Raw genomic sequence first — 18,703 nt, forward strand, 5'->3', positions numbered from 1 at the left:
CGCACTGACACGCACTCGCAACGGGATGAATTATGTCCGAGACCCTACGCATCGCCACCCGCAAATCCCTGCTCGCACTCTGGCAGGCCGAATACGTCAAGGCCGAGCTGGAACGCCACCACCCGGGGCTGACCGTGGAGCTGGTGCCCCTGGTCAGCCGGGGCGACAAGATTCTGGATGTGCCCCTGGCCAAAGTGGGCGGCAAAGGGCTGTTTGTTAAAGAGCTGGAGCACGCGATTACCAGTGGCGAGGCGGATATCGCGGTGCACTCCATGAAGGATGTGCCCATGGAGTTCCCGGAGGGGCTCGGCCTGCCGGTCATCTGCCCGCGGGAGGATCCGCGCGATGCCTTTGTCTCCAACCGTTACGACCAGCTCAGTGATATGCCCGGCGGCACCGTGGTGGGCACCTCCAGCCTGCGCCGGCAGTGCCAGATTCTGGCCGCCCGGCCGGACCTGGAGGTCAAGTTTCTTCGCGGCAACGTGCAGACCCGCCTGCGCAAGCTCGACGACGGCGAGTACGACGCCATTGTCCTGGCCACCGCTGGCCTGGTGCGTCTGGAGCTGGAGAAGCGGATTCGCAGCCGCATCGCCCCTGAAGAATCCCTGCCTGCAGGCGGGCAGGGCGCGGTGGGCATTGAGTGCCGCAGCGACGATCAGCGCACCATTGAGCTGATTGCACCGTTGCATCATGAGCCCACTGCCGAACTGGTACTGGCGGAGCGGGCCATGAACCGACGTCTGGAGGGCGGCTGCCAGGTGCCCATTGCCTGCTATGCTATACCCAGTGAGGAAGGGCTGTGGTTGCGCGGTCTCGTGGGCTCACCGGACGGCACGGAAATGCTCTACGATGAGATTCGTGGCCCGGTCGCCGAGGGTGAGGCGATGGGCATTGCGCTGGCCGAGCGGCTGCTGGCGGCGGGCGCCGACCGGATTCTGGCGGACGTGTACGGACGGGAGCTGAAGTGACCCGGAGCGCCGGAGCGGACACGCTGACCGGCCTGCAGGTGCTGGTCACCCGGCCCGAAGCCCAGGCCGAGGCCTGGGCGGACACACTCAGGGCGCTGGGCGCTCACGCGGTGGTCGCCCCCCTGCTGACGCTGAGCCCGGTCTCGACGCCCGAGGCGAAGCAGGCGATCAAACAGTGCATACTGGATTTCGACCTCTACCAGAAAGCGATTTTCGTCAGCCAGAACGCCGTCGCCTATGCGTTTGAATGGCTGGAGGATTACTGGCCGCAGTTGCCCATCCGGATCGAGTATTACGGGGTCGGCGAACGCACCGGCAGGGCGCTGGAAGCCTATGGCGTACCGGTGACCGCCTGGCAGTCGGACGGCGCCATGAACAGTGAGGCCCTGCTGGCGGCCCCCGAATTGCAATCCGTGGCGGGCGAGCGCATTGTGATCTTCCGCGGCGTAGGCGGCCGGGGCGTGCTGGCCGAAACTCTGCGTGAGCGCGGTGCCCGGGTGGATTACTGTGAGTTGTACCAACGCCAGTGCCCGGATGACGCCGCCACACAGCTGACCCAGGCGCTGACGGAACTGAACGAAACACCCCTGGTGGTGGCCTTACACAGTGGTGAGACCCTGGAAAACTTTCATCAGGTCAGCCGGGCACTGCCTTCCGCCCAGGCTCGGCGCCTGGCCCGAGGGACACTGCTGGTGCCCGGGGAACGGGTCGCCCAGCAGGCGCGCGCACTGGGCTATACCCGCGTGCTGACCGCCGAAAACGCCACCGACCCGGGTATGCTGGCCGCCCTTGAACGCGCCGCCATCGACCCGACCCTTTTGCAGACAGACGGAACCCACGACTGTGACTGATAACGACCAGACCAACGACACCACCCCGGAATCCACGCCCCCCGCCGACAAGACACCGGCGGACACCACCAGTGACGGGGCGGACAAGGGCACCCCCAAACGCCCCAGCAAGAAAACACCGGCCAACAAAAGCGGCCGTGCGCGCCGATGGGGCTGGCTGTTGCTGGTGTTGATCTGCGTCGGCCTCCCACTGGCCGCTGGATACGGCGTCTGGTGGGTCTGGCAGGATCTGGAGCAGCAGCGTGAGCAGGTGACAGCGCTGCAGCATCGCCTGGCCGAGCAATCCCAGACCCTCCGTCAGCAGGACCGCACCCTCGACCAATTGCCCGGTCAGCTCAGCAGCGATTTGCGAGCCGATGTACAAAGCGCCCAGCGTGACCAGGCCGAGATCATCAGCCAGATGGAGCAGCGTGTGAACCGGGTGGACCGCCGCCTGAGCGCCATCGCCAGTACCGACCGGGAGGACTGGAAGCTGGCCGAGGCCGAGTACCTGTTGCGCCTGGCCAACCAGCGCCTGGTGCTGGAACGGGACAGCCGCAATGCCCTGGCCCTGGCGGAAACCACCGACGCCATTCTGCGCGATCTGGGCGATGCGGACCTGCTGCCGATCCGCCGGGCCCTGGCGCGGGACATCCAGGCCCTGAAGCTCGCCGATCAGGTGGATCGGGAGGGTCTGTACCTGCGGTTATTGGCCCTGAACGAACAGGTGCCGACCCTGCCGCTGGTGGAACCCATGCGCAGCGCACCCGAAAACAACGCCCCCGATGAGGCGTCGGCTGAAGCCAACACCGGAGCCTGGGCGACCATCAAGCAGAGTTTCGCTCGCCTGGTCGAACGCATCAGTGGCCATATCCGGATTCGCCATCACGATCAGCCCATTGCCGCCCTGGCCGACCCGCGCGAACAATTCATTCTGCGCCAGCAACTGCAGTTGATGTTGGAGCAGGCCCAGGCGGCGCTGTTGCGTGAGCAGACCGAGCTCTATCAGTCCAGCCTCACCCGCGCGGCCGACTGGCTCGAACAACACTACGCCCTCAATCCCCAGACCGAATCGGCCCTGACCAGCCTGCGCGAGCTGGCCGCCGTCGAGATCGCTCCCGAGCTGCCGGACCTCAATGACGCCCTGAAGCTGCTTGAGGTACACATCGAGCAACAGCACCGGCTGTCCCCGGACTTTCAGCGCGCGCCGGGTGAGGAGTCCGACTCATGAAACGGACGCTGCTGATTCTGATTGTCGCGATGTTGCTCGGCGCGCTGACGCTGAGCGCCATTCAGGCCGACAGCGGCTATGTTCTGATCGCGCTGGGCAACACCAGCGTGGAAATGAGCTTCTGGCTGGCGTTGATGTTGCTGCTCGGAGGGCTGGGATTGATCTGGCTGGTATTGCGGCTGTTCCGGGGCAGCATCAGGGCGGGGCAGGCCGTCACCGAACGGCTGTTCTCCGGCACCAGCGCCCGGGCCCAACGGCGCACCGCCAGCGGCCTGGTCAGCTTCATCGAGGGGAACTGGAAACAGGCCCAGCGCAAACTGCTGCGCGCGGCGCCCAAATCCGGAACACCGCTGATCAATTATCTGGCGGCGGCCCGCTGCGCCTTTGAGCAGGGCGACAATCACACCGCCCTGGAGTTGCTGCACAAGGCCGAGCAGAGCAGCACCAACAGCGAGCTGGCGGTCGCCCTGACCCAGGCGCGTATGCAGCTGATGAGCCGGCGCTACGAGCAGTGTCTGGCCACCCTGGAGCGGGTCAAACGCAAAGCCCCCCAACACCCCGTGGTACTCGACCTGTTGCGTCAGGTGTATATCGCCCTGCACGACTGGGAATCGCTCAAGCAGTTGATGCCCAGTCTCCGCGCTTACGGCAACCAGGACGAAGCCGCGCTTGAGGCGCTCTCGAGCCAGTTGCACCGGGCCCTGCTCGAGCAGGCCGGGCAGCGGGTTCGTGGGCTGGGCCCGGAGCGGGCGCGCGAGGCCCTGGCGGGCACCTGGAAAGACATCCCCAGCGCGGTGCGCAAACAACCCGACGTGGCGCTGCTGTACGCTCAGCAATTGGTGGACAACGACCTGCACATCGACGCAGAAGCCCTGGTGCGCAAAACCCTGGAGAAGCACTGGTCCCCAGAGCTGGTTCGGCTCTACGGCCTGATTCGGGCCAGCGATGCCGGGCAGCAGCTGATCACCGCCGAAGGCTGGCTGAAAAAGCGCCCCGCCGATGCCCTGCTGATGCTCACCCTCGGCCGCCTGAGCCTGCGCAATCAGCTGTGGGGCAAGGCCCGGGATTACTTTCAGAGCAGCCTGACCCTGCACAAGCACCCGGAAACCTGTGCCGAGCTGGCTCGTCTGTTGGCCCATATGGGAGAGCACAAAAAGAGCACCGAGTACTACCAGCAGGGGCTGCTGTTGACTACCGAACGGCTCCCGGACCTGCCGCTGCCCAAAGAGCCCGAGCCACACTTGCAGTCATCGTAGGGAAGCGCATAATAGCCGGCGACCAGATCGAATAATAATAGGTTTACATCGAGAAGTAGGGAACCTATCACCGCTCAAAGGAGTTTGTCATGCCTCTGCCGGCACTGCTGCGGCTCGCGTTTGTCGTGCTGCTCGCGCTTCGTTATCGTCTGAAACTCATCCTCGGCATTGTCGTCGCCGTGGTGGTCGGGCTCAGCCTCACCTTCATTTCCGGAAAGATTTATCAACACCTGGATCGGGATCCGGACCGGGGCGCCATTGCACTCGAAGACGGGGCCTTCGGGGAAAGCTACTCGACCCCCATCTATCTGGACCAGGGCTGGAATCCAGCCGACACCCTCTGGTACTACAACACCACCCAGGGTTCGGCCCTGCTGCCCTATGACCTGTTCGTGGCCCTTGAGCAACCCGCCTCGGAGGAGCTGTTCCGCTCGGACCACAACATGGACCGCTACCGCTACCTGCCCCAGAAGCCCACCTTCTTCAATCCCGATGGCCTACCAGTGGGGTTTGCCAAGGACAGTTACCAGGGCAAAGACTATTTGGGCTTTACCTGTGCGGCCTGCCATACCGGCCAGGTGAACTTTCAGGGCAAGGCCATCCGCATCGACGGCGGCCCCGCCCTGGCGGATATGGATGGCTTCCTGCACGGACTGGAAAAAGCGCTGTCGGCAACCCGGGATATTCCCGCCAAACGTGAACGGTTTATTGATCGAGTCCTGCAGCGGGACAATGACTATCGCTCGCCCGAGGCCGTCGAGGCGGACCTGGCCCAGTGGACCGAACAGATCCGCATGTACAACACCATCAATCACAGCCATATCCGCTACGGTTACGGTCGCCTGGATGCCTTTGGCCGAATCTACAATCGGGTGCTGCGCCACGTGGTCAACCGCAAACAGATGCGGGACCTGTTGCTCGCCGCCGAAGGCCCCACCGGCGAGCTGCTACTGACCGACGCCGAGGTGGACCGGGTATTGGCGGGTATCGAGCCCACCCTGATTGATGATGTGGCCTTCACCCGCATCGTGAGCCGTTTGCAGTCGAGCGACGAAGGGCTTCCCGGACTGTCCCAGCGCAACCTGCTGCGCTTGCGGAACCAGTTGCTGAACGAGCCGAACGCACCGGTCAGCTATCCGTTCCTGTGGGACATCACCCACTCCGATTACCTGCAGTGGAACGGCCTGGCCAACAACGCCGAGCTGGGGCCCCTGGGGCGCAACGTGGGCGAGGTAATCGGCGTGTTCGCCAAGCTCGACTGGGAAGTGAAAGAGCCCGGCTTCAGCCTGTCCGGACATCTGACCGGGCAAAGCAACAAACGCGAGCGCATCGCCTTCACCTCCAGCATCGACCTGGTCAACCTGCAGCGCCTGGAAGCGCACCTGAGCCGGCTGACCTCACCGCAATGGCCGGAGGAGATTCTGGGGGAGATCGATCGGGCGCAGGCCGCCCTGGGCAAGCGTCTGTACGCCCAGCACTGCCAGAGCTGTCACCAGGTCATTGATCGTACCGCCTGGGATCGGCTGGTGGTAGCCAAAATGACCGATATCGACATACTGGAAACCGATCCAAAAACGGCGGAAAACAGCGTCAACTACCGGGGAAAAGCCGGCAACTTCGAATACACACTGCAAAACACCTCGGTTGGTCCCCTGGTTCTGGAGAGCACGGCACCGGCGGTGCAGATCCTCACCTCGGTGACCAAAGGCGCGGTTTCCACCCCCGATGCCGACAAGGGGCCGCTGAGACGCACCCTGGACTGGTTTTATGTGCTGGGGCTGTCCTGGTTTGATAACGACGTCAAGTACAGCGTCAAGGCGGGAGACTATCGGCCGGATACCACGGCTCGCCCCTACCAGTCGCTGCTGGCCTACAAGGGCCGATCCCTGAACGGCATCTGGGCCACGGCGCCCTATCTGCACAATGGCTCAGTGCCCACGCTGTACGACCTGCTATTGCCGGCACGGGAGGAGGGCGACCCGGAAGAGGGGGCCTATCGCCCCGAGACCTTTCAGGTGGGCAGCCGGGAGTTCGATCCGGTCAAGGTTGGCTTCCGCACCGAGGGCTACGAGGGCTTCACCCAGACCACGCACCGGCTTGGAGACCACAACACCGGTCACGAGTACGGCACCGATACCTTGACCGAGGCCGAGCGCTGGGCGTTGGTGGAGTACCTCAAGACGCTGTAACCCCGAGACGATCCGGACGTACCCATCGGGACCTGACGAACCATCGGGAACCATTGGCGCGAAAAACACACCAATTCACGGCTTGTTTTGAATACTGGCGCCGTTAGGCGAGGTATTTTTAGTGTATTTCGCGCCAACTGCGTTTATCCTGTGGCCGTTTTGAGTGTCGATTGTTGATTCCATCTGTGATCATGTCTGTTTTGCGTTCCCTTAAGGCGACTCTCAGCGCGCCCGCTATTCATGCTTTGCCCATTCTTTTGTTTTCCGCTCTGGCGCGGGCCGATGATGACCTGGCGCATCGCCCGGTCGATTTTGTTCAGGCCACCGAACAATACGTGGTGGAAGAGATAATGCCCCATATTCCGGGCGCGGCGCTGGCCATCATCGCCAACGGGCAGATCGAGCTGCTGCGCGGCTACGGGGTGCGTAAGGCCGGCGGGAAAAAGCCGATCAACCGGAACACCGTGTTTCGCCTGGCCTCGGTATCCAAAACCATCGCCGGTACCGCCGCCGGTGTCGCGGTGAATGACCGCGCTCTGCAATGGCAGACGCCGGTCAGTCAATACGTCCCACTGGATGTCAAAAACCCGGACTATCTGGACCAGATCACCTTGCAGAGCCTGCTGTCCCACACCACCGGACTGATGCCCCAGGCGTACACCAACCTGATCGAAGCCAATGTGCCCTACCAGAAGGTGATCGGGCGACTGGACGAAGTGTCCTTCATCTGCCCACCGTCCACCTGCTATAGCTACCAGAACGTGGCCTTCAGCCTGGTGGGAGACCTCCTGATGGCAGCGACCGGGGAACGCTATGAAGACTTTACCCGCCGCCGCCTGTTCCAGCCGCTGGGCATGAAAACCGCCTCATTTGGCTGGCAGGCCTTTACCAACAATTCCAACCGAGCCACGCCCCATATCAAGCGTCGCGGGCGCTGGACGCCCGTAGAACCCGACCGGAATTACTACAATGTGGCGCCGGCGGCCGGGGCCAATGCCAGTATTGCCGATATGGCTCTGTGGGTCCGTGCCCAGTTGGGACAGCGCCCCGATGTGGTGCCCCACGAAGTTCTTGATCAGTTACACAGCCCCCAAGTTGCCACCAGTTACCGTCAGGCGCATTATCGGGCCCATCCGGAGCTGCGCAACATTCACTACGGCCTGGGTTGGCGGGTGTTTGATTTTGGCGAGCACCGCCAGTTCGTCCACCATGGCGGCTGGGTGCAGGGCACCCGCACCGAGGTGTTGTTCAACCGGGAGCTGCAGCTCGGGCTGGTGTTTCTGTCCAACTCGGAGAACCGATACGCCCGGGAGGTCGTATACCGCTTTCTCGAGCTGTTCACCGACTACTACCGCCAGGTGGAAGCCCCGATTCTGCTGCAACAGGCCCGACAGGCACCGCCATGACCCCAGAGTTCATCGATCGCATTGACGCCGTCAGTCCCGAGGACTGGGACCGCCTCTGCCCATCGGATTACCCTTTTACCCGGCATGCCTTTTTGGCGGCACTGGAAGACAGCGGCAGCGTCGGAGCGGACACCGGATGGCAGCCTCAGCACCTGCTGTTCCGTGACGACCAGGGCGAACTCAGGGCGGCGATGCCTGTGTACCGCAAGGACCACTCCTACGGCGAATACGTGTTCGACTGGGGTTGGGCACAGGCCTACGCCGAGCACGGGCTGGACTATTACCCGAAACTGATCAGCGCCATTCCATTTACCCCCTGCACGGGCCCTCGGTTGCTGGCGGCGGGGCAGGAGGCCCAGTATTGGCCCGCGGCCATCGCCGCCCTGCAGCAGCAGACCCGGACCTTGGGCGCCTCGGGTTGGCACTGCCTGTTTCCCGACGAGACGCAGGCCGAGGCGCTGCGGTCAGCCGGGTTGGCGGAGCGCACCGGCTGCCAGTTCCACTGGATAAACCGCCAGTATCGGGATTTTGACGATTTTCTCGGCCAGCTCAGCTCCCGCAAACGCAAGAACCTGCGCAAGGAGCGTCGTCAGGTCGCCGACCAGGGCTTTCACTTTCAGTGGAAAGTCGGCGCGGACATTCAGGATGAGGACTGGACGCTATTTTACGGCCTGTACCAACTGACCTATCTCAAGCGCAGTGGCCACGGCGGCTATCTGACCCCGGCGTTTTTCCGCCAACTGGGTGAACGGATGCCCGAGCAGACCCTGATGGTGCAGGCTCGGCTGGGGGAGGAAGCAATTGCCGCCGCCCTGTTCCTGTTCGACCGCACCACCCTGTATGGCCGCTACTGGGGCTGTCGGGCGGAATTTGAATTTCTGCACTTTGAAACCTGCTACTACCAGGGGCTGGATTTTGTCCTGGAGCGAGGGCTGGCGCGCTTTGACGGTGGCGCCCAGGGCGAGCACAAGCTGGCCCGGGGCTTCGAACCCCGCCTGACCACCTCGTTTCACCAGTTGATGGAGCCGGCCTTTCAGGAGGCGGTGGAACACTTTGTGGCGCGCGAACGAGCCGAGGTATTGGGCTATCGCGACGCGGCCCGAGCACACCTCCCGTACCGGAAGACCGACCGGCAATGAGGTTCGCAACCGGCGTCTAAATCAGGTTAAATAGCGCCTCTCTGCCACGGATTCATCGAGCCACCCCATGCCTCAACCGTCTCTCACAAGGTCCCGACCGTTTCTGCATCCCGGCCGAATTCTCGACTGCCTGGACGAAATCGATCAGAGCCCTGACGCCTACCAACTGAGCCGCCCCCGGGCCCTGCGCCGGGTGTTCGTTACCCTCGCCAGCGTCAGTGTCTGCCTGCTGATTCTGCACTACGCGAAGAACTCCTACCTGCTGTACGAGCTGCTCGGTTGGCTGGCGCAGTTGCAATCCCTGCCAGGCGACCACTACACCGACGGTCTGCGTCAGTCCCCCTGGCGACATCTACTCGGCTATGCCTGGTGGACCGGTTGGCACCTGATCTGTTTTCTGTTGATTCCGGCGTTGGTGATCCGACACCTGTGGCGCGAGCGGGTGTGCGATTTTGGCTGGCGTTGGGGCGAAACCCATCGGCATTGGCGGGGTTACCTGCTACTGCTGAGCCCGATTCTGGTGTTTGTGGTTCTGGTGAGTCAGGGGGAAGATTTCGTCAATCACTACCCCTTCTACCCCCACGCGGGGCGCAGTTGGCTGGATTTTCTGGCCTGGGAAGCGCTCTATATGACCCAGTTCGTGGTGCTGGAATTCTTTTTCCGGGGTTACATGCTGCGGGCGGTGCAGCCCGCGCTCGGGGCCAATGCGATCTGGATCATGTGCGTACCCTACCTGATGATCCACTTCCCCAAGCTCTGGCTGGAAGCCACCGGGGCCATCCTGTTTGGCCTGTTTCTGGGTATACTGGCGCTGCGCTCGCGCTCAATCTGGGGTGGTGTGCTGGTCCATGCCGGGGTCGCACTGAGTATGGATATCGCCGCGCTGATTCAGAAAGACCAATTGCCCACTCAGTGGTGGCCCTTCTGATGCGCGCCGATCGCGGCCTCGGTTGATTCAAAACAGCGACCGGCCTGATCGGCGGACAGCGGGCGCGCAAAGTAATAGCCTTGCCCCAGCTCGCACCCAAGCCCCGCCAGGCTGCGGGCGACGTCTTCGCTTTCGATGCCCTCGGCGATCACCCCCAGCTCCAGTGCGTGAGCCATGGAAATGATGGCCCGAACTAGATGCAGGCCGGTACTTTCCTTGATCTTGGCGGTAAAGCTCTGGTCGATTTTGAGCACCTCCAGCGGAAATCGCTGCAGGTAACTCAGCGACGAGTAGCCGGTGCCAAAATCATCCACCATGATGCCGCAACCCATGGCCAGCAGCTGACGCATCCGGTCCACTATCTGCGGGTTGTCGTCCACCAGAATACCCTCGGTCAGCTCCAGCTTCAGCTGACCGGGTCGGACGTTATGCTCACTCATGGCCGAGCGTACCGTCTCGATCAGGTTCGCCTGGAAAAACTGCACACTGGACAGGTTCACGCTGATGTAGAAGTCCTGCTCCGACCCCTCGTTCCGTTGCCACTGCCCGATCTGCCGACAGGCCTCACGCAGGACCCAATCGCCGAGTGGATTGATCAGGCCGGTCTCCTCGGCCAGGGCGATAAACTCTCCGGGAAACACGCGGGAGCCATCGGGTTTGCGCCAGCGGATCAGGGCCTCGAACCCGGTCAACTCACCGTCCGGCAAGCGGACGATCGGTTGATACAACAGCTCGAACGCCTCGTCTTTCAGGGCCTGGCGCAGGTCCCGCTCCAGGGCCAGGCGCCCCTGGGCGCTCTGGTGCATGACCGCATCAAACACACAGCTGCGGGTCTGGCCCTGCTGTTTGGCCCGCTCTTTGGCGAGGGTCGCATCCCGGTAGAGTGCTTCGGCGTCGCGATAGCGGGGATGGAACAGGGCAATACCCACACTCAGCGATAGAAAAAACTCCTGCTCCCCCAACCGGAACGGCTGCTCAAACGCCTGATGCAACCGCTCCGCGTCCCGCTCGATCAACCGAACCTGGGGAGCGCCCTCGAACAACACCGCAAACTCGTCGCCGCCCACCCGGGAGACAAGTCCGGACCGGGGCAGGGCCGACTTGATCCGCCGGGCGATGACCTTGAGCAACTGGTCGCCCTTGCTCATACCAAAGTTGTCATTGATCAGCTTGAACCGGTTGACGTCCACAAACATCACGGCGAATGGCGGAGTCGCCGGATTCGGGTGGGGCCGTTGGGCCCACTCATTGATCAGGGCGCTCAGCCGGTTCATGAAAAACTTGCGGTTGGGCAGATCGGTCAGGGGGTCGTTGAACGCCAGGTAGCGTAGCTCCTGCTCCATCTGTTTGCGCTCGGTAATGTCAAAGGCGCTGCCCAGATAACCCTTGGCACCGCTCTGCAGTCGCCCCAGGGTCACATACAGCCACCGGTGATGACCCTGCTTGGTGGTGACAAAGGTTTCCCGGTACAGATGCTCTTCCTGGGCACGACCGGTGAACTCCAGGTCGGGATCAAAGCCGAGCAGATCGGACACCGGCATCTGGTACAGCTCGCCCTCGCTGTAGCCGGTGATGACACTCATCGCCGGATTGATGTAGTCAAACGACTGCTCGCAGGTAAAAATGCCACTTTCGCTGGTTTGCGCCAACAGCTCGAAGCGTTTTTCACTGCTGTTCAGGGACGCGCTGATCAGGCTGAACCGGCGATCGAGCAGAACCGCGAGGAAGAGCAGCGCAATGATGATGGTCACCGCCACCGACACCAGAATGCTCAACACCTGATAGTCCATCGCCAGACCAGTGACCTGGCCCTGCGAACTGGGCGCAAACACCGTGGCGGCCATGGCCACATAGTGCATGGCGGACACCGCCAGGCCAAGAATGGTCGCACCAATCAAATAGGCCCAGATTCGGCGCACATGCCGCAGCAACCAGATATTACTGCCCAGCCCCAGCCAGGCGACCCCGACCGCAACCACCAGAGAGAGCGCAAACAGGCCCGGCCGGTAGTGCATGCTGACCGCCGCCATCAAGGCCTCCATACCCACGTAGTGCATGGCGCCCACTCCCAACCCGAGCGACAGGGCGGCGACCCAGAGGCGGTGTTTTCTCGGCAACGGCAGGCGGGCGCTCAGCAGGGTGCCAGCGGCCCCGAGCACAATCGGCACTATCGACAGGAAGGTGATGCCGGGCGAGTAGGTCACCGCCACTGGCAGGCGGTGGGCCAGCATCGCGGTGAAATGCATGGCCCAGACACCGCAGCCCATGGCCAGGGCACCGGCCAACACCCAGCCCCAGCCCGAGCGGAGCGACGCGGCGGAACGGCAACGCTCCAGCACCGGCAACAGGGTCGAGGCGGCCAGAATCGCCAGGAGTACCGCCAGAAGCACCAGACCCGGGTTATGCTCGGCCATCAGGGGCACACTGTCTTCCGGAAGAGGATCGAACCGCCACATCATACTGCTACTCATCATTATCGTTTTTGTCGGAAGGGATAACCGCCATTCCGATGGTCACAACCGCTCCAGGTAGCGTTTCAGAGCGGATTGCTTCTCTTCGTCCTGATCGACGAATCGCACCGTCACTCGAACCACCTGGGTATCGGGGTTGGCCTCAGCCGCTTGAAGGCTGTGTATATAGCCATTGAGCTGCGAAGGCGCCTCACCCTCATCGGATTCGATATCCACCACCACGGCGTCAAACAGGCGGGGCAGGGCATCGGTACGCTGAATCAATCCGGTCAAGGCATCGGGAGACAGCTCCCGCAGCACACAGCGCAACCCCTCACCCCGGTTGCCTAATCGCAGTTGAGCCCGGCCCTTGAGCTTTTTGGTTGAGGAGGAGGATGGCCGGGACTCCGGTTTCGGGGAGCGCGTCGCACCGCCGGTCAGCACATTGACCGAGTGCGCCGCCACCCCCTGGGCCGCGCTGTGCGCACCGGCTTTCGGGACTTTGCCCACGCGCGCCAACTGCTTGGTCACCTTGCGCAGCAGCTCTTCCGGGGTAAAGGGTTTGACCAGATAATCCGAAGCACCGGCCTCGACGGCCGCCACCACATGGTTTCGATCGCCCCGGCTGGTAACCATGACGAAGGGCACATCGCCGCCTTCGGCCTGCTGGCGGACCGTTCGCAACAACTCTTCGCCGCTCATGTTGGGCATTTCCCAGTCCGACAGAATCAGGTCCATTGTCTGGTTTTTCATTGCCGCCAGCGCCCGATTGCCATCTACCGCTTCGAACACCTCCACCCCTGGAATGCGTTCACGGAGCTGTTTTTTCACCATATCGCGGATGAAGCTGGCGTCATCGACCACCAGAATGCGAATTGCCATTCAGTCACTCTCACGTTGTTTTTTGGCATACCGACAGGACGGGTATCGGCCGAAAATGCCCAATAATGAGTAAGGGTAGCCGATTATGACGCCAATGGGGAATGCTCAGCCGGCAGAAAAGCGGCGTACGGGCGATTGCGTGGGCGCGGTTACGTAAGCCGGCTCCGGCAGTGGCGCCTGGCTGGCCTCGACCGCGGCCCGCATCCAGAACAACAGTTCGGAGGAATCTTCAAGGACGGCGTCGGGCAATTGGTAGAAATGACTGACGGAAGAACCGGCGCCGCGAGGCTGAAGGGCAGGCATGGCCCGGTCAAGGTAGGGGTAGCGCGAGGCGTCATCGACCCGGAAGTAGAGCCGATCGTCCGCCATGATCGCGAACAGGTACTGCTGATGATAGAGCCCGATACCCGCAAAAATACGCCGGTAGGACACCGGTGCCACTTGGGACAAGTGGTGCAGGGCGCGACTGAGTGCGGGCTGGCTGACAGACAAGAGTCACTTCCTTTGGTTAACAGGTGGCTTCAAGCCGCAGGTAATACCGTTGAACGGCACGAGTGTCCTGACTCGAAATTCGATTTTACGCGCCCTGCTCGCAGATGTAAGGGCCGGTTAAGATCTTTTTGTTGTTTGCAGAGGCCTTTTTTATGCGTTATCGCGAGTAAACACCCATTGGGCACCCTTGGACAGATCGTCATTATAGGTGTAGCCCTCGACATCAAACGCCTTCAGCGCTTCAGCATCCTGGATGCGGTTCTGAATCGCGTAAGCCGCCATCAGTCCGCGGGCCTTCTTGGCGTAAAAGCTGATGATCTTGTACTGACCGTTTTTCCAGTCCTTGAAGACCGGCGTGATCAGCGGCGCCGAGAGCTGCTTCGGCTGGACCGATTTGAAGTACTCATTGGAGGCGAGATTCACCACCACCGGGCTCTTCAACGTGGCGAGCTGGTCGTTGATGGCTTGCGTAAGGCGCTCGCCCCAGAATTGGTAAAGGTTGGCGCCGCGCGGGTTCGACAGCTTGGTGCCCATCTCCAGGCGGTAGGGCTGAATCAGATCGAGCGGGCGGAGCAGCCCGTAGAGTCCGGACAGGATCCGCAGATGTTTCTGGGCAAAGGTGAAATCGCCCGCCTTGAACTGCTCGGCATTCAGGCCGGTGTACACGTCCCCTTTGAACGCCAGGGCCGCCTGTTTGGCGTTGCTCGAGGTGAAGGGTGTGTGCCACTGTTGGTAGCGGTCGTAGTTGAGCTGACCGAGCTTGTCGCTGAGGCTCATCAGGCTGGAGATGTCCTGGGGCGCCAGATCCCTGAGGACGCCAATCAACTCCCGGGACTGGTCCAGAAAATCCGGTTGGGTCGCTTTGTCGGTGACCGGCGCGGTTTCAAAATCCAGGGTCTTGGCGGGGGATAGCAACATCAACATAACGCAAACGCTCACTGTCGGTAAGGCGGTTTAGTAAGGGCAGGCCTGTCCTGCCGTTTTGCGGCTCCAGCGGACTACTTTGGCTTCACTGCTTTAGCTTCAACTACTCTGGCTTCAACACATCCTGCCACCAGTTCAGCGGCGTCGAACCATCGGTCGGGTCGTACACATTGCCGTACATCCAGGTGCTGTCCGGGTCTTTGCCCAATACCTCGTTCATGAGCTTTTCGATGGTTTCAAACCCGCAACTGACGTGGATGGAGACCACCAGCATACGATCATTGTGCAGATCCAGCTCACCCCCGAGCTTTTCCAGCGCCGGCACTAGGGCATCGGCAATGGGCGCCATATCACCCTTGGTGAACACCCGCAGGCTGAGGTTGCCGCTGCGCCGCACCAGCTCGATTTCCTGGGTCTGGGGTAGCAGCCGCACGGTGTCACCACTGGCAATGCCCTGGGCAAAAGCGGGGGAGCGCACCAGCTGCAGGTCACCAGACTCCAGTTCATTGACCGGCAACTGTTCCACAATCGGCTGGCCGTCCGGCCGGGTGCCGGCGAATAATTCGATGGTGCGCAACGCTTTCTTCATTCGGGTCCCCCTGCTATAAAGGGCAACATTATACACACTGAGCCCATTGAACCCGATGGGCCCATGCCGTCACTGGAGGACCTCTCTCATGAAACGCTGTCTGTCTCTGCTGGCCGTCACTGGCCTGATACTGGGCGCCACGGCCTGTTCCGTCAATCCGGTCACCGGGGAGCGTCAACTGACTCTGATGTCCGCCGATCAGGAGCTGGCGATCGGCGCCGAAAATTATCAGCCGAGCCAGCAATCCCAGGGGGGCCGCTATGTTGTCGACCCCGAACTGGGGCTGTATGTCAGCCAGGTCATGGAAAAACTGGCGGCGGTCAGCGATCGACCCGGCTTGCCCTATGAGATCGTGGTGCTGAATAACGGCGTCCCCAACGCCTGGGCCTTGCCCGGCGGCAAGATGGCGATCAACCGGGGGCTGTTAGTAGAACTTGAGGACGAGGCTCAACTGGCCTCGGTGCTCGGTCATGAGATTGTCCACGCCGCCGCCCGTCACAGCGCTTCCCAACAAACCCGCAACGTCTTGCTCCAGGCCGGTATGCTCGCCGCCGGGGTGGCCGCGTCCCAGTCGGATTCGGATTATGCGGGGCTCGCCATGGGCGCTGTCGGTATGGGCGCCATGGCCTGGCAGGCCAAGTACAGCCGCAGCCACGAGCTGGAATCAGACCGCTACGGTATCGAGTACATGGTGGAAGCCGGCTACGACCCCCAGGCCGCCGTCGAATTGCAACAGACGTTCGTCCGACTGTCGGAAGGTCGGCAGAGCAACTGGCTGGAGGGGCTGTTCTCCAGCCATCCCCCATCTCAGGAGCGCGTCAACGCCAACAAGGCGCTGGCCGAACAGTACAGTGGGGGCGTACGCAACGAGGCGGCTTTCGATCGGGCCATGGCGCAGTTGCGGCGCGATCAGCCCGCCTACGAGCAGTATCAGCAGGCCCAGAAAGCCGCATCTGAAAAACAGTATGACCGCGCTCTGACCTTAGTGGAGCAGGCCATTGACCACCAGCCCAAAGAAAACCTGTTCTGGGAGTTGAAAGGGCAGTTGTTAATGCAGAAAAAGCAGCCCGGCGAGGCCATTGCCGCCTTCGACCGCTCCATCGCGGCCAACCCGGAGTTCTTCCGCCCACTGGTCTACCGGGGTCTGCTGCACAAACAGCAGAACAACAGCCGCCAGGCGCGGGAGGATCTGGAGCAGAGTCGCCAGCTGCTGCCGACCCAGCTTGGCAGTTACCACCTGGGTGAGCTGGCCCAACAGCGAGGCGATCGCGAGGCGGCCGTGAGTTATTACCGTGAAGTGGCCTCCGGCGGCGGCGAGCTGGGCGAAGCGGCCCAGAGCAAGCTCTCGCAACTGGGCGTGCAGGCCGGGTCCTGACCGTCCGGAACACCGGGAGCCGGACTCACCCCGGCTCCCTAATTCGGTATACTGCGCGCTTCGAAGCACCCAGACTCCATAATCATAATGCCCGAAGACACCCAGACTCCCAAGCCACTGGCCGCCGTTCGTGCGCTGATCCGCGCGCTTGACGCCTGCACCGAAGGGCTCGGGCGCACCGTCGCCTGGCTCGCCCCGGTCATGGTCGTCATTACCTGCACCGTCGTATTGCTGCGCTACGGCCTGGGACAGGGCTCGGTGGCACTGCAGGAGTCCGTCACCTACATGCACGCCGCGCTGTTCATGCTCGGGGCGGGCTACGCGCTCAAGTACCACAAGCAGGTACGGGTCGATATTCTCTATCGTCGCTTCAGCCCCGAGGGGCGCGCCTGGGTGGATGCCCTGGGCAGCCTGGTGTTTCTGATCCCCCTGGCGATTTTTATTGGCTGGATCAGCCAGGACTTCGTGCGCAGCGCCTGGCGCATCCGGGAAGTCTCGGCCGACTCCGGTGGCCTGCCCTGGGTTTATCTGCTCAAGAGCCTGATTCCTCTACTGGCGGTGACGCTACTGCTGCAAGCGGTCGCAGAAGTCCTGCGCAATCTCTTGCGACTGATGGGCTATCCGGCCCCCGACAGCGCGCCAACCGCTGAGGCCGGGGAGGAGGAATGCTGATCGAGCTGATTCCGCTGCTGATGTTCGCCGCGGTCTGCGCCGTGTTGATGCTCGGCTATCCGGTGGCCTTTACCCTGGCCGGTGTGGCCCTGGTGTTTGCCGGGTTCGGCATCGTGACCGGCGTCTTTGAACCCAACCTGTTGCGCACTTTTCCCAGCCGCATCTACGGCATCATGGCCAATTACACCTTGGTGGCTGTGCCCCTGTTCGTCTTTATGGGCACCCTGCTGGAAAAATCCCGGCTGGCGGAAGAGCTTCTGGAAAATATGAGTCGCGCCTGCCGAAGCCTGCCCGGCGGACTGGGCCTGTCGGTCATCATTGTGGGGGCGCTGCTCGCCGCCAGTACCGGTATCGTGGGCGCCACCGTGGTGACCATGGGCCTGATTTCCCTGCCCACCATGTTGCGCCAGGGCTATCACCCGTCGCTCGCCGCCGGCACCATCTGTGCCACGGGTACCCTCGGGCAGATCATCCCGCCCTCGATCGCCCTGGTGTTGCTCGGTGACGTCCTGTCCAATGCCTACCAGCGGGCCCAACTCTCTCAGGGCGTCTTCAGCCCGGAGACGCTTTCGGTGGGGGATCTGTTTGTTGGCGCACTGATTCCCGGGCTGGTACTGGTCAGCCTCTATCTGCTGTATATGCTTCTGGTCGCCCGCTGGCGGCCGACGCTCGCGCCCGCCGCACCGAGTGAGGAGCGGATTTCCACCGGTCGTCTGTGGCTCAGTCTGGTGCCCGTATCGGCGCTGATCATTCTGGTGCTGGGCTCTATCCTAATGGGTATTGCCACCCCGACCGAAGCCGCCGGCGTGGGCGCGCTCGGCGCCGCGCTACTGGCCCTGTTCAAAGGCAAGCTCGACCTCGCCCGGCTCAAAGAGGTGGCCCGCAGCACCACCATGACCAGCGCCATGATTTTCACCATCTTGATTGGCGCCTCGCTGTTCTCTCTGGTGTTCCGGGGTTTCGGCGGGGAAGAACTGGTGGAAGGCTTCTTCCATCAACTGCCGGGCGGGGTGTTCACCGCCATGCTGGTGGTGATGGTGATCATTTTTCTGCTGGGCTTTATTCTCGATTTTATTGAAATCACCTTTGTCGTCGTCCCCATTGTGGGCCCGGTGCTGCTGGCCATGGGGGTCGATCCCATCTGGCTGGGGATCATGATTGCCCTCAACCTGCAGACCTCTTTCCTGACCCCGCCGTTTGGTTTCGCCCTGTTCTACCTGCGTGGGGTGGCGCCCCCCTCGGTCGCCACCAGTGCCCTGTATCGTGGCGTGATTCCGTTTATTGTGCTGCAATTGCTGGTACTCTGTGCTCTGGCGCTGTGGCCGGGGCTTGCCACCTGGCTACCGCAACAACTATCCCTGTAAAATCAGCA

Annotated in this window: 16 protein-coding genes; 11 read left to right on the forward strand and 5 right to left on the reverse strand. The window is 62.3% G+C overall.

Translation table 11 applies throughout. From position 1 onward, the window contains the following. The first annotated feature begins 32 nt into the window (after positions 1 to 32). The 8 genes from hemC to N645_RS0111875 all read left to right on the forward strand — a co-directional run bounded on the left by hemC (position 33) and on the right by N645_RS0111875 (position 9,947). Positions 33 to 968 carry a hydroxymethylbilane synthase gene (gene hemC / locus N645_RS0111840; RefSeq protein ID WP_024461728.1) on the forward strand — a complete coding sequence of 312 codons (936 nt, stop codon included), beginning with the start codon at positions 33 to 35 and terminating at the stop codon, positions 966 to 968. Continuing rightward, positions 965 to 1,819 carry a uroporphyrinogen-III synthase gene (locus N645_RS0111845; protein ID WP_024461729.1) on the forward strand — a complete coding sequence of 285 codons (855 nt, stop codon included), beginning with the start codon at positions 965 to 967 and terminating at the stop codon, positions 1,817 to 1,819. Before hemC ends, N645_RS0111845 begins: the two co-directional genes overlap by 4 nt. Further along, a complete protein-coding gene (locus tag N645_RS0111850) occupies positions 1,812 to 3,029 on the forward strand; it encodes a uroporphyrinogen-III C-methyltransferase (protein ID WP_024461730.1) in 1,218 nt (405 codons plus the stop codon). Before N645_RS0111845 ends, N645_RS0111850 begins: the two co-directional genes overlap by 8 nt. Continuing rightward, a complete protein-coding gene (locus N645_RS0111855) occupies positions 3,026 to 4,285 on the forward strand; it encodes a heme biosynthesis HemY N-terminal domain-containing protein (RefSeq protein ID WP_024461731.1) in 1,260 nt (419 codons plus the stop codon). Before N645_RS0111850 ends, N645_RS0111855 begins: the two co-directional genes overlap by 4 nt. 89 nt (positions 4,286 to 4,374) lie before the next feature. Then, on the forward strand, positions 4,375 to 6,474 hold the full coding sequence (locus N645_RS0111860; RefSeq protein WP_036161314.1) for a di-heme-cytochrome C peroxidase: 2,100 nt from the start codon (positions 4,375 to 4,377) through the stop codon (positions 6,472 to 6,474). Between the two features lie 245 nt (positions 6,475 to 6,719). Next, a complete protein-coding gene (locus N645_RS0111865; protein WP_024461733.1) occupies positions 6,720 to 7,880 on the forward strand; it encodes a serine hydrolase in 1,161 nt (386 codons plus the stop codon). Beyond that, complete coding sequence (locus N645_RS0111870; RefSeq protein ID WP_024461734.1) at positions 7,877 to 9,019, forward strand: GNAT family N-acetyltransferase; 1,143 nt, start codon at positions 7,877 to 7,879, stop codon at positions 9,017 to 9,019. Before N645_RS0111865 ends, N645_RS0111870 begins: the two co-directional genes overlap by 4 nt. A 67-nt stretch (positions 9,020 to 9,086) precedes the next feature. Next, positions 9,087 to 9,947, forward strand: coding sequence for a CPBP family intramembrane glutamic endopeptidase (locus tag N645_RS0111875; RefSeq protein ID WP_024461735.1), 861 nt, complete (start codon positions 9,087 to 9,089; stop codon positions 9,945 to 9,947). On the opposite strand, the gene N645_RS0111880 is transcribed toward N645_RS0111875, so the two are convergent. The 5 genes from N645_RS0111880 to N645_RS0111900 all read right to left on the reverse strand — a co-directional run bounded on the left by N645_RS0111880 (position 9,929) and on the right by N645_RS0111900 (position 15,284). Then, entirely contained in the window at positions 9,929 to 12,406 is a 2,478-nt protein-coding gene (locus tag N645_RS0111880) for an EAL domain-containing protein (RefSeq protein WP_024461736.1), read from the reverse strand. The genes N645_RS0111875 and N645_RS0111880 overlap by 19 nt on opposite strands. Positions 12,407 to 12,460: 54 nt before the next feature. After that, entirely contained in the window at positions 12,461 to 13,279 is an 819-nt protein-coding gene (locus N645_RS0111885) for a response regulator (protein ID WP_024461737.1), read from the reverse strand. 105 nt (positions 13,280 to 13,384) lie between these two features. Next, the gene (locus N645_RS0111890; RefSeq protein ID WP_024461738.1) at positions 13,385 to 13,771 is read right to left on the reverse strand and encodes a TfoX/Sxy family protein; all 387 of its coding nucleotides are present in this window, start codon (positions 13,769 to 13,771) and stop codon (positions 13,385 to 13,387) included. Positions 13,772 to 13,921: 150 nt separating this feature from the next. Further along, on the reverse strand, positions 13,922 to 14,695 hold the full coding sequence (gene yaaA, locus N645_RS0111895) for a peroxide stress protein YaaA (protein ID WP_024461739.1): 774 nt from the start codon (positions 14,693 to 14,695) through the stop codon (positions 13,922 to 13,924). Positions 14,696 to 14,798: 103 nt separating this feature from the next. Then, entirely contained in the window at positions 14,799 to 15,284 is a 486-nt protein-coding gene (locus tag N645_RS0111900) for a DUF4265 domain-containing protein (protein ID WP_024461740.1), read from the reverse strand. Between the two features lie 88 nt (positions 15,285 to 15,372). On the opposite strand from N645_RS0111900, the gene N645_RS0111905 reads away from it, so the two are divergent. The 3 genes from N645_RS0111905 (at position 15,373) to N645_RS0111915 (ending at position 18,695) form a co-directional block, all read left to right on the forward strand. After that, entirely contained in the window at positions 15,373 to 16,659 is a 1,287-nt protein-coding gene (locus N645_RS0111905; RefSeq protein WP_024461741.1) for a M48 family metalloprotease, read from the forward strand. A gap of 87 nt (positions 16,660 to 16,746) precedes the next feature. Further along, entirely contained in the window at positions 16,747 to 17,331 is a 585-nt protein-coding gene (locus tag N645_RS0111910; RefSeq protein WP_024461742.1) for a TRAP transporter small permease subunit, read from the forward strand. Beyond that, positions 17,325 to 18,695, forward strand: a complete 1,371-nt coding sequence (locus N645_RS0111915) for a TRAP transporter large permease subunit (protein ID WP_081666099.1) — start codon at positions 17,325 to 17,327, stop codon at positions 18,693 to 18,695. The genes N645_RS0111910 and N645_RS0111915 overlap by 7 nt, the downstream gene beginning before the upstream one ends. The last annotated feature ends 8 nt before the right edge of the window (positions 18,696 to 18,703 follow it).

It is taken from the genome of Marinimicrobium sp. LS-A18 (assembly GCF_000463525.1).
GTDB lineage: Bacteria > Pseudomonadota > Gammaproteobacteria > Pseudomonadales > Cellvibrionaceae > Marinimicrobium > Marinimicrobium koreense.

Bases quoted from the DNA above. Each gene is read 5' to 3' on its own strand.
- N645_RS0111900 (WP_024461740.1), bottom strand. From the start codon at position 15,284: ATGAAGAAAGCGTTGCGCACCATCGAATTATTCGCCGGCACCCGGCCG.
- N645_RS0111860 (WP_036161314.1), top strand. From the start codon at position 4,375: ATGCCTCTGCCGGCACTGCTGCGGCTCGCGTTTGTCGTGCTGCTCGCG.
- yaaA (WP_024461739.1), bottom strand. From the start codon at position 14,695: ATGTTGATGTTGCTATCCCCCGCCAAGACCCTGGATTTTGAAACCGCG.
- N645_RS0111885 (WP_024461737.1), bottom strand. From the start codon at position 13,279: ATGGCAATTCGCATTCTGGTGGTCGATGACGCCAGCTTCATCCGCGAT.
- N645_RS0111910 (WP_024461742.1), top strand. From the start codon at position 16,747: ATGCCCGAAGACACCCAGACTCCCAAGCCACTGGCCGCCGTTCGTGCG.
- N645_RS0111855 (WP_024461731.1), top strand. From the start codon at position 3,026: ATGAAACGGACGCTGCTGATTCTGATTGTCGCGATGTTGCTCGGCGCG.
- N645_RS0111875 (WP_024461735.1), top strand. From the start codon at position 9,087: ATGCCTCAACCGTCTCTCACAAGGTCCCGACCGTTTCTGCATCCCGGC.
- N645_RS0111915 (WP_081666099.1), top strand. From the start codon at position 17,325: ATGCTGATCGAGCTGATTCCGCTGCTGATGTTCGCCGCGGTCTGCGCC.
- hemC (WP_024461728.1), top strand. From the start codon at position 33: ATGTCCGAGACCCTACGCATCGCCACCCGCAAATCCCTGCTCGCACTC.
- N645_RS0111905 (WP_024461741.1), top strand. From the start codon at position 15,373: ATGAAACGCTGTCTGTCTCTGCTGGCCGTCACTGGCCTGATACTGGGC.
- N645_RS0111880 (WP_024461736.1), bottom strand. From the start codon at position 12,406: ATGATGTGGCGGTTCGATCCTCTTCCGGAAGACAGTGTGCCCCTGATG.
- N645_RS0111870 (WP_024461734.1), top strand. From the start codon at position 7,877: ATGACCCCAGAGTTCATCGATCGCATTGACGCCGTCAGTCCCGAGGAC.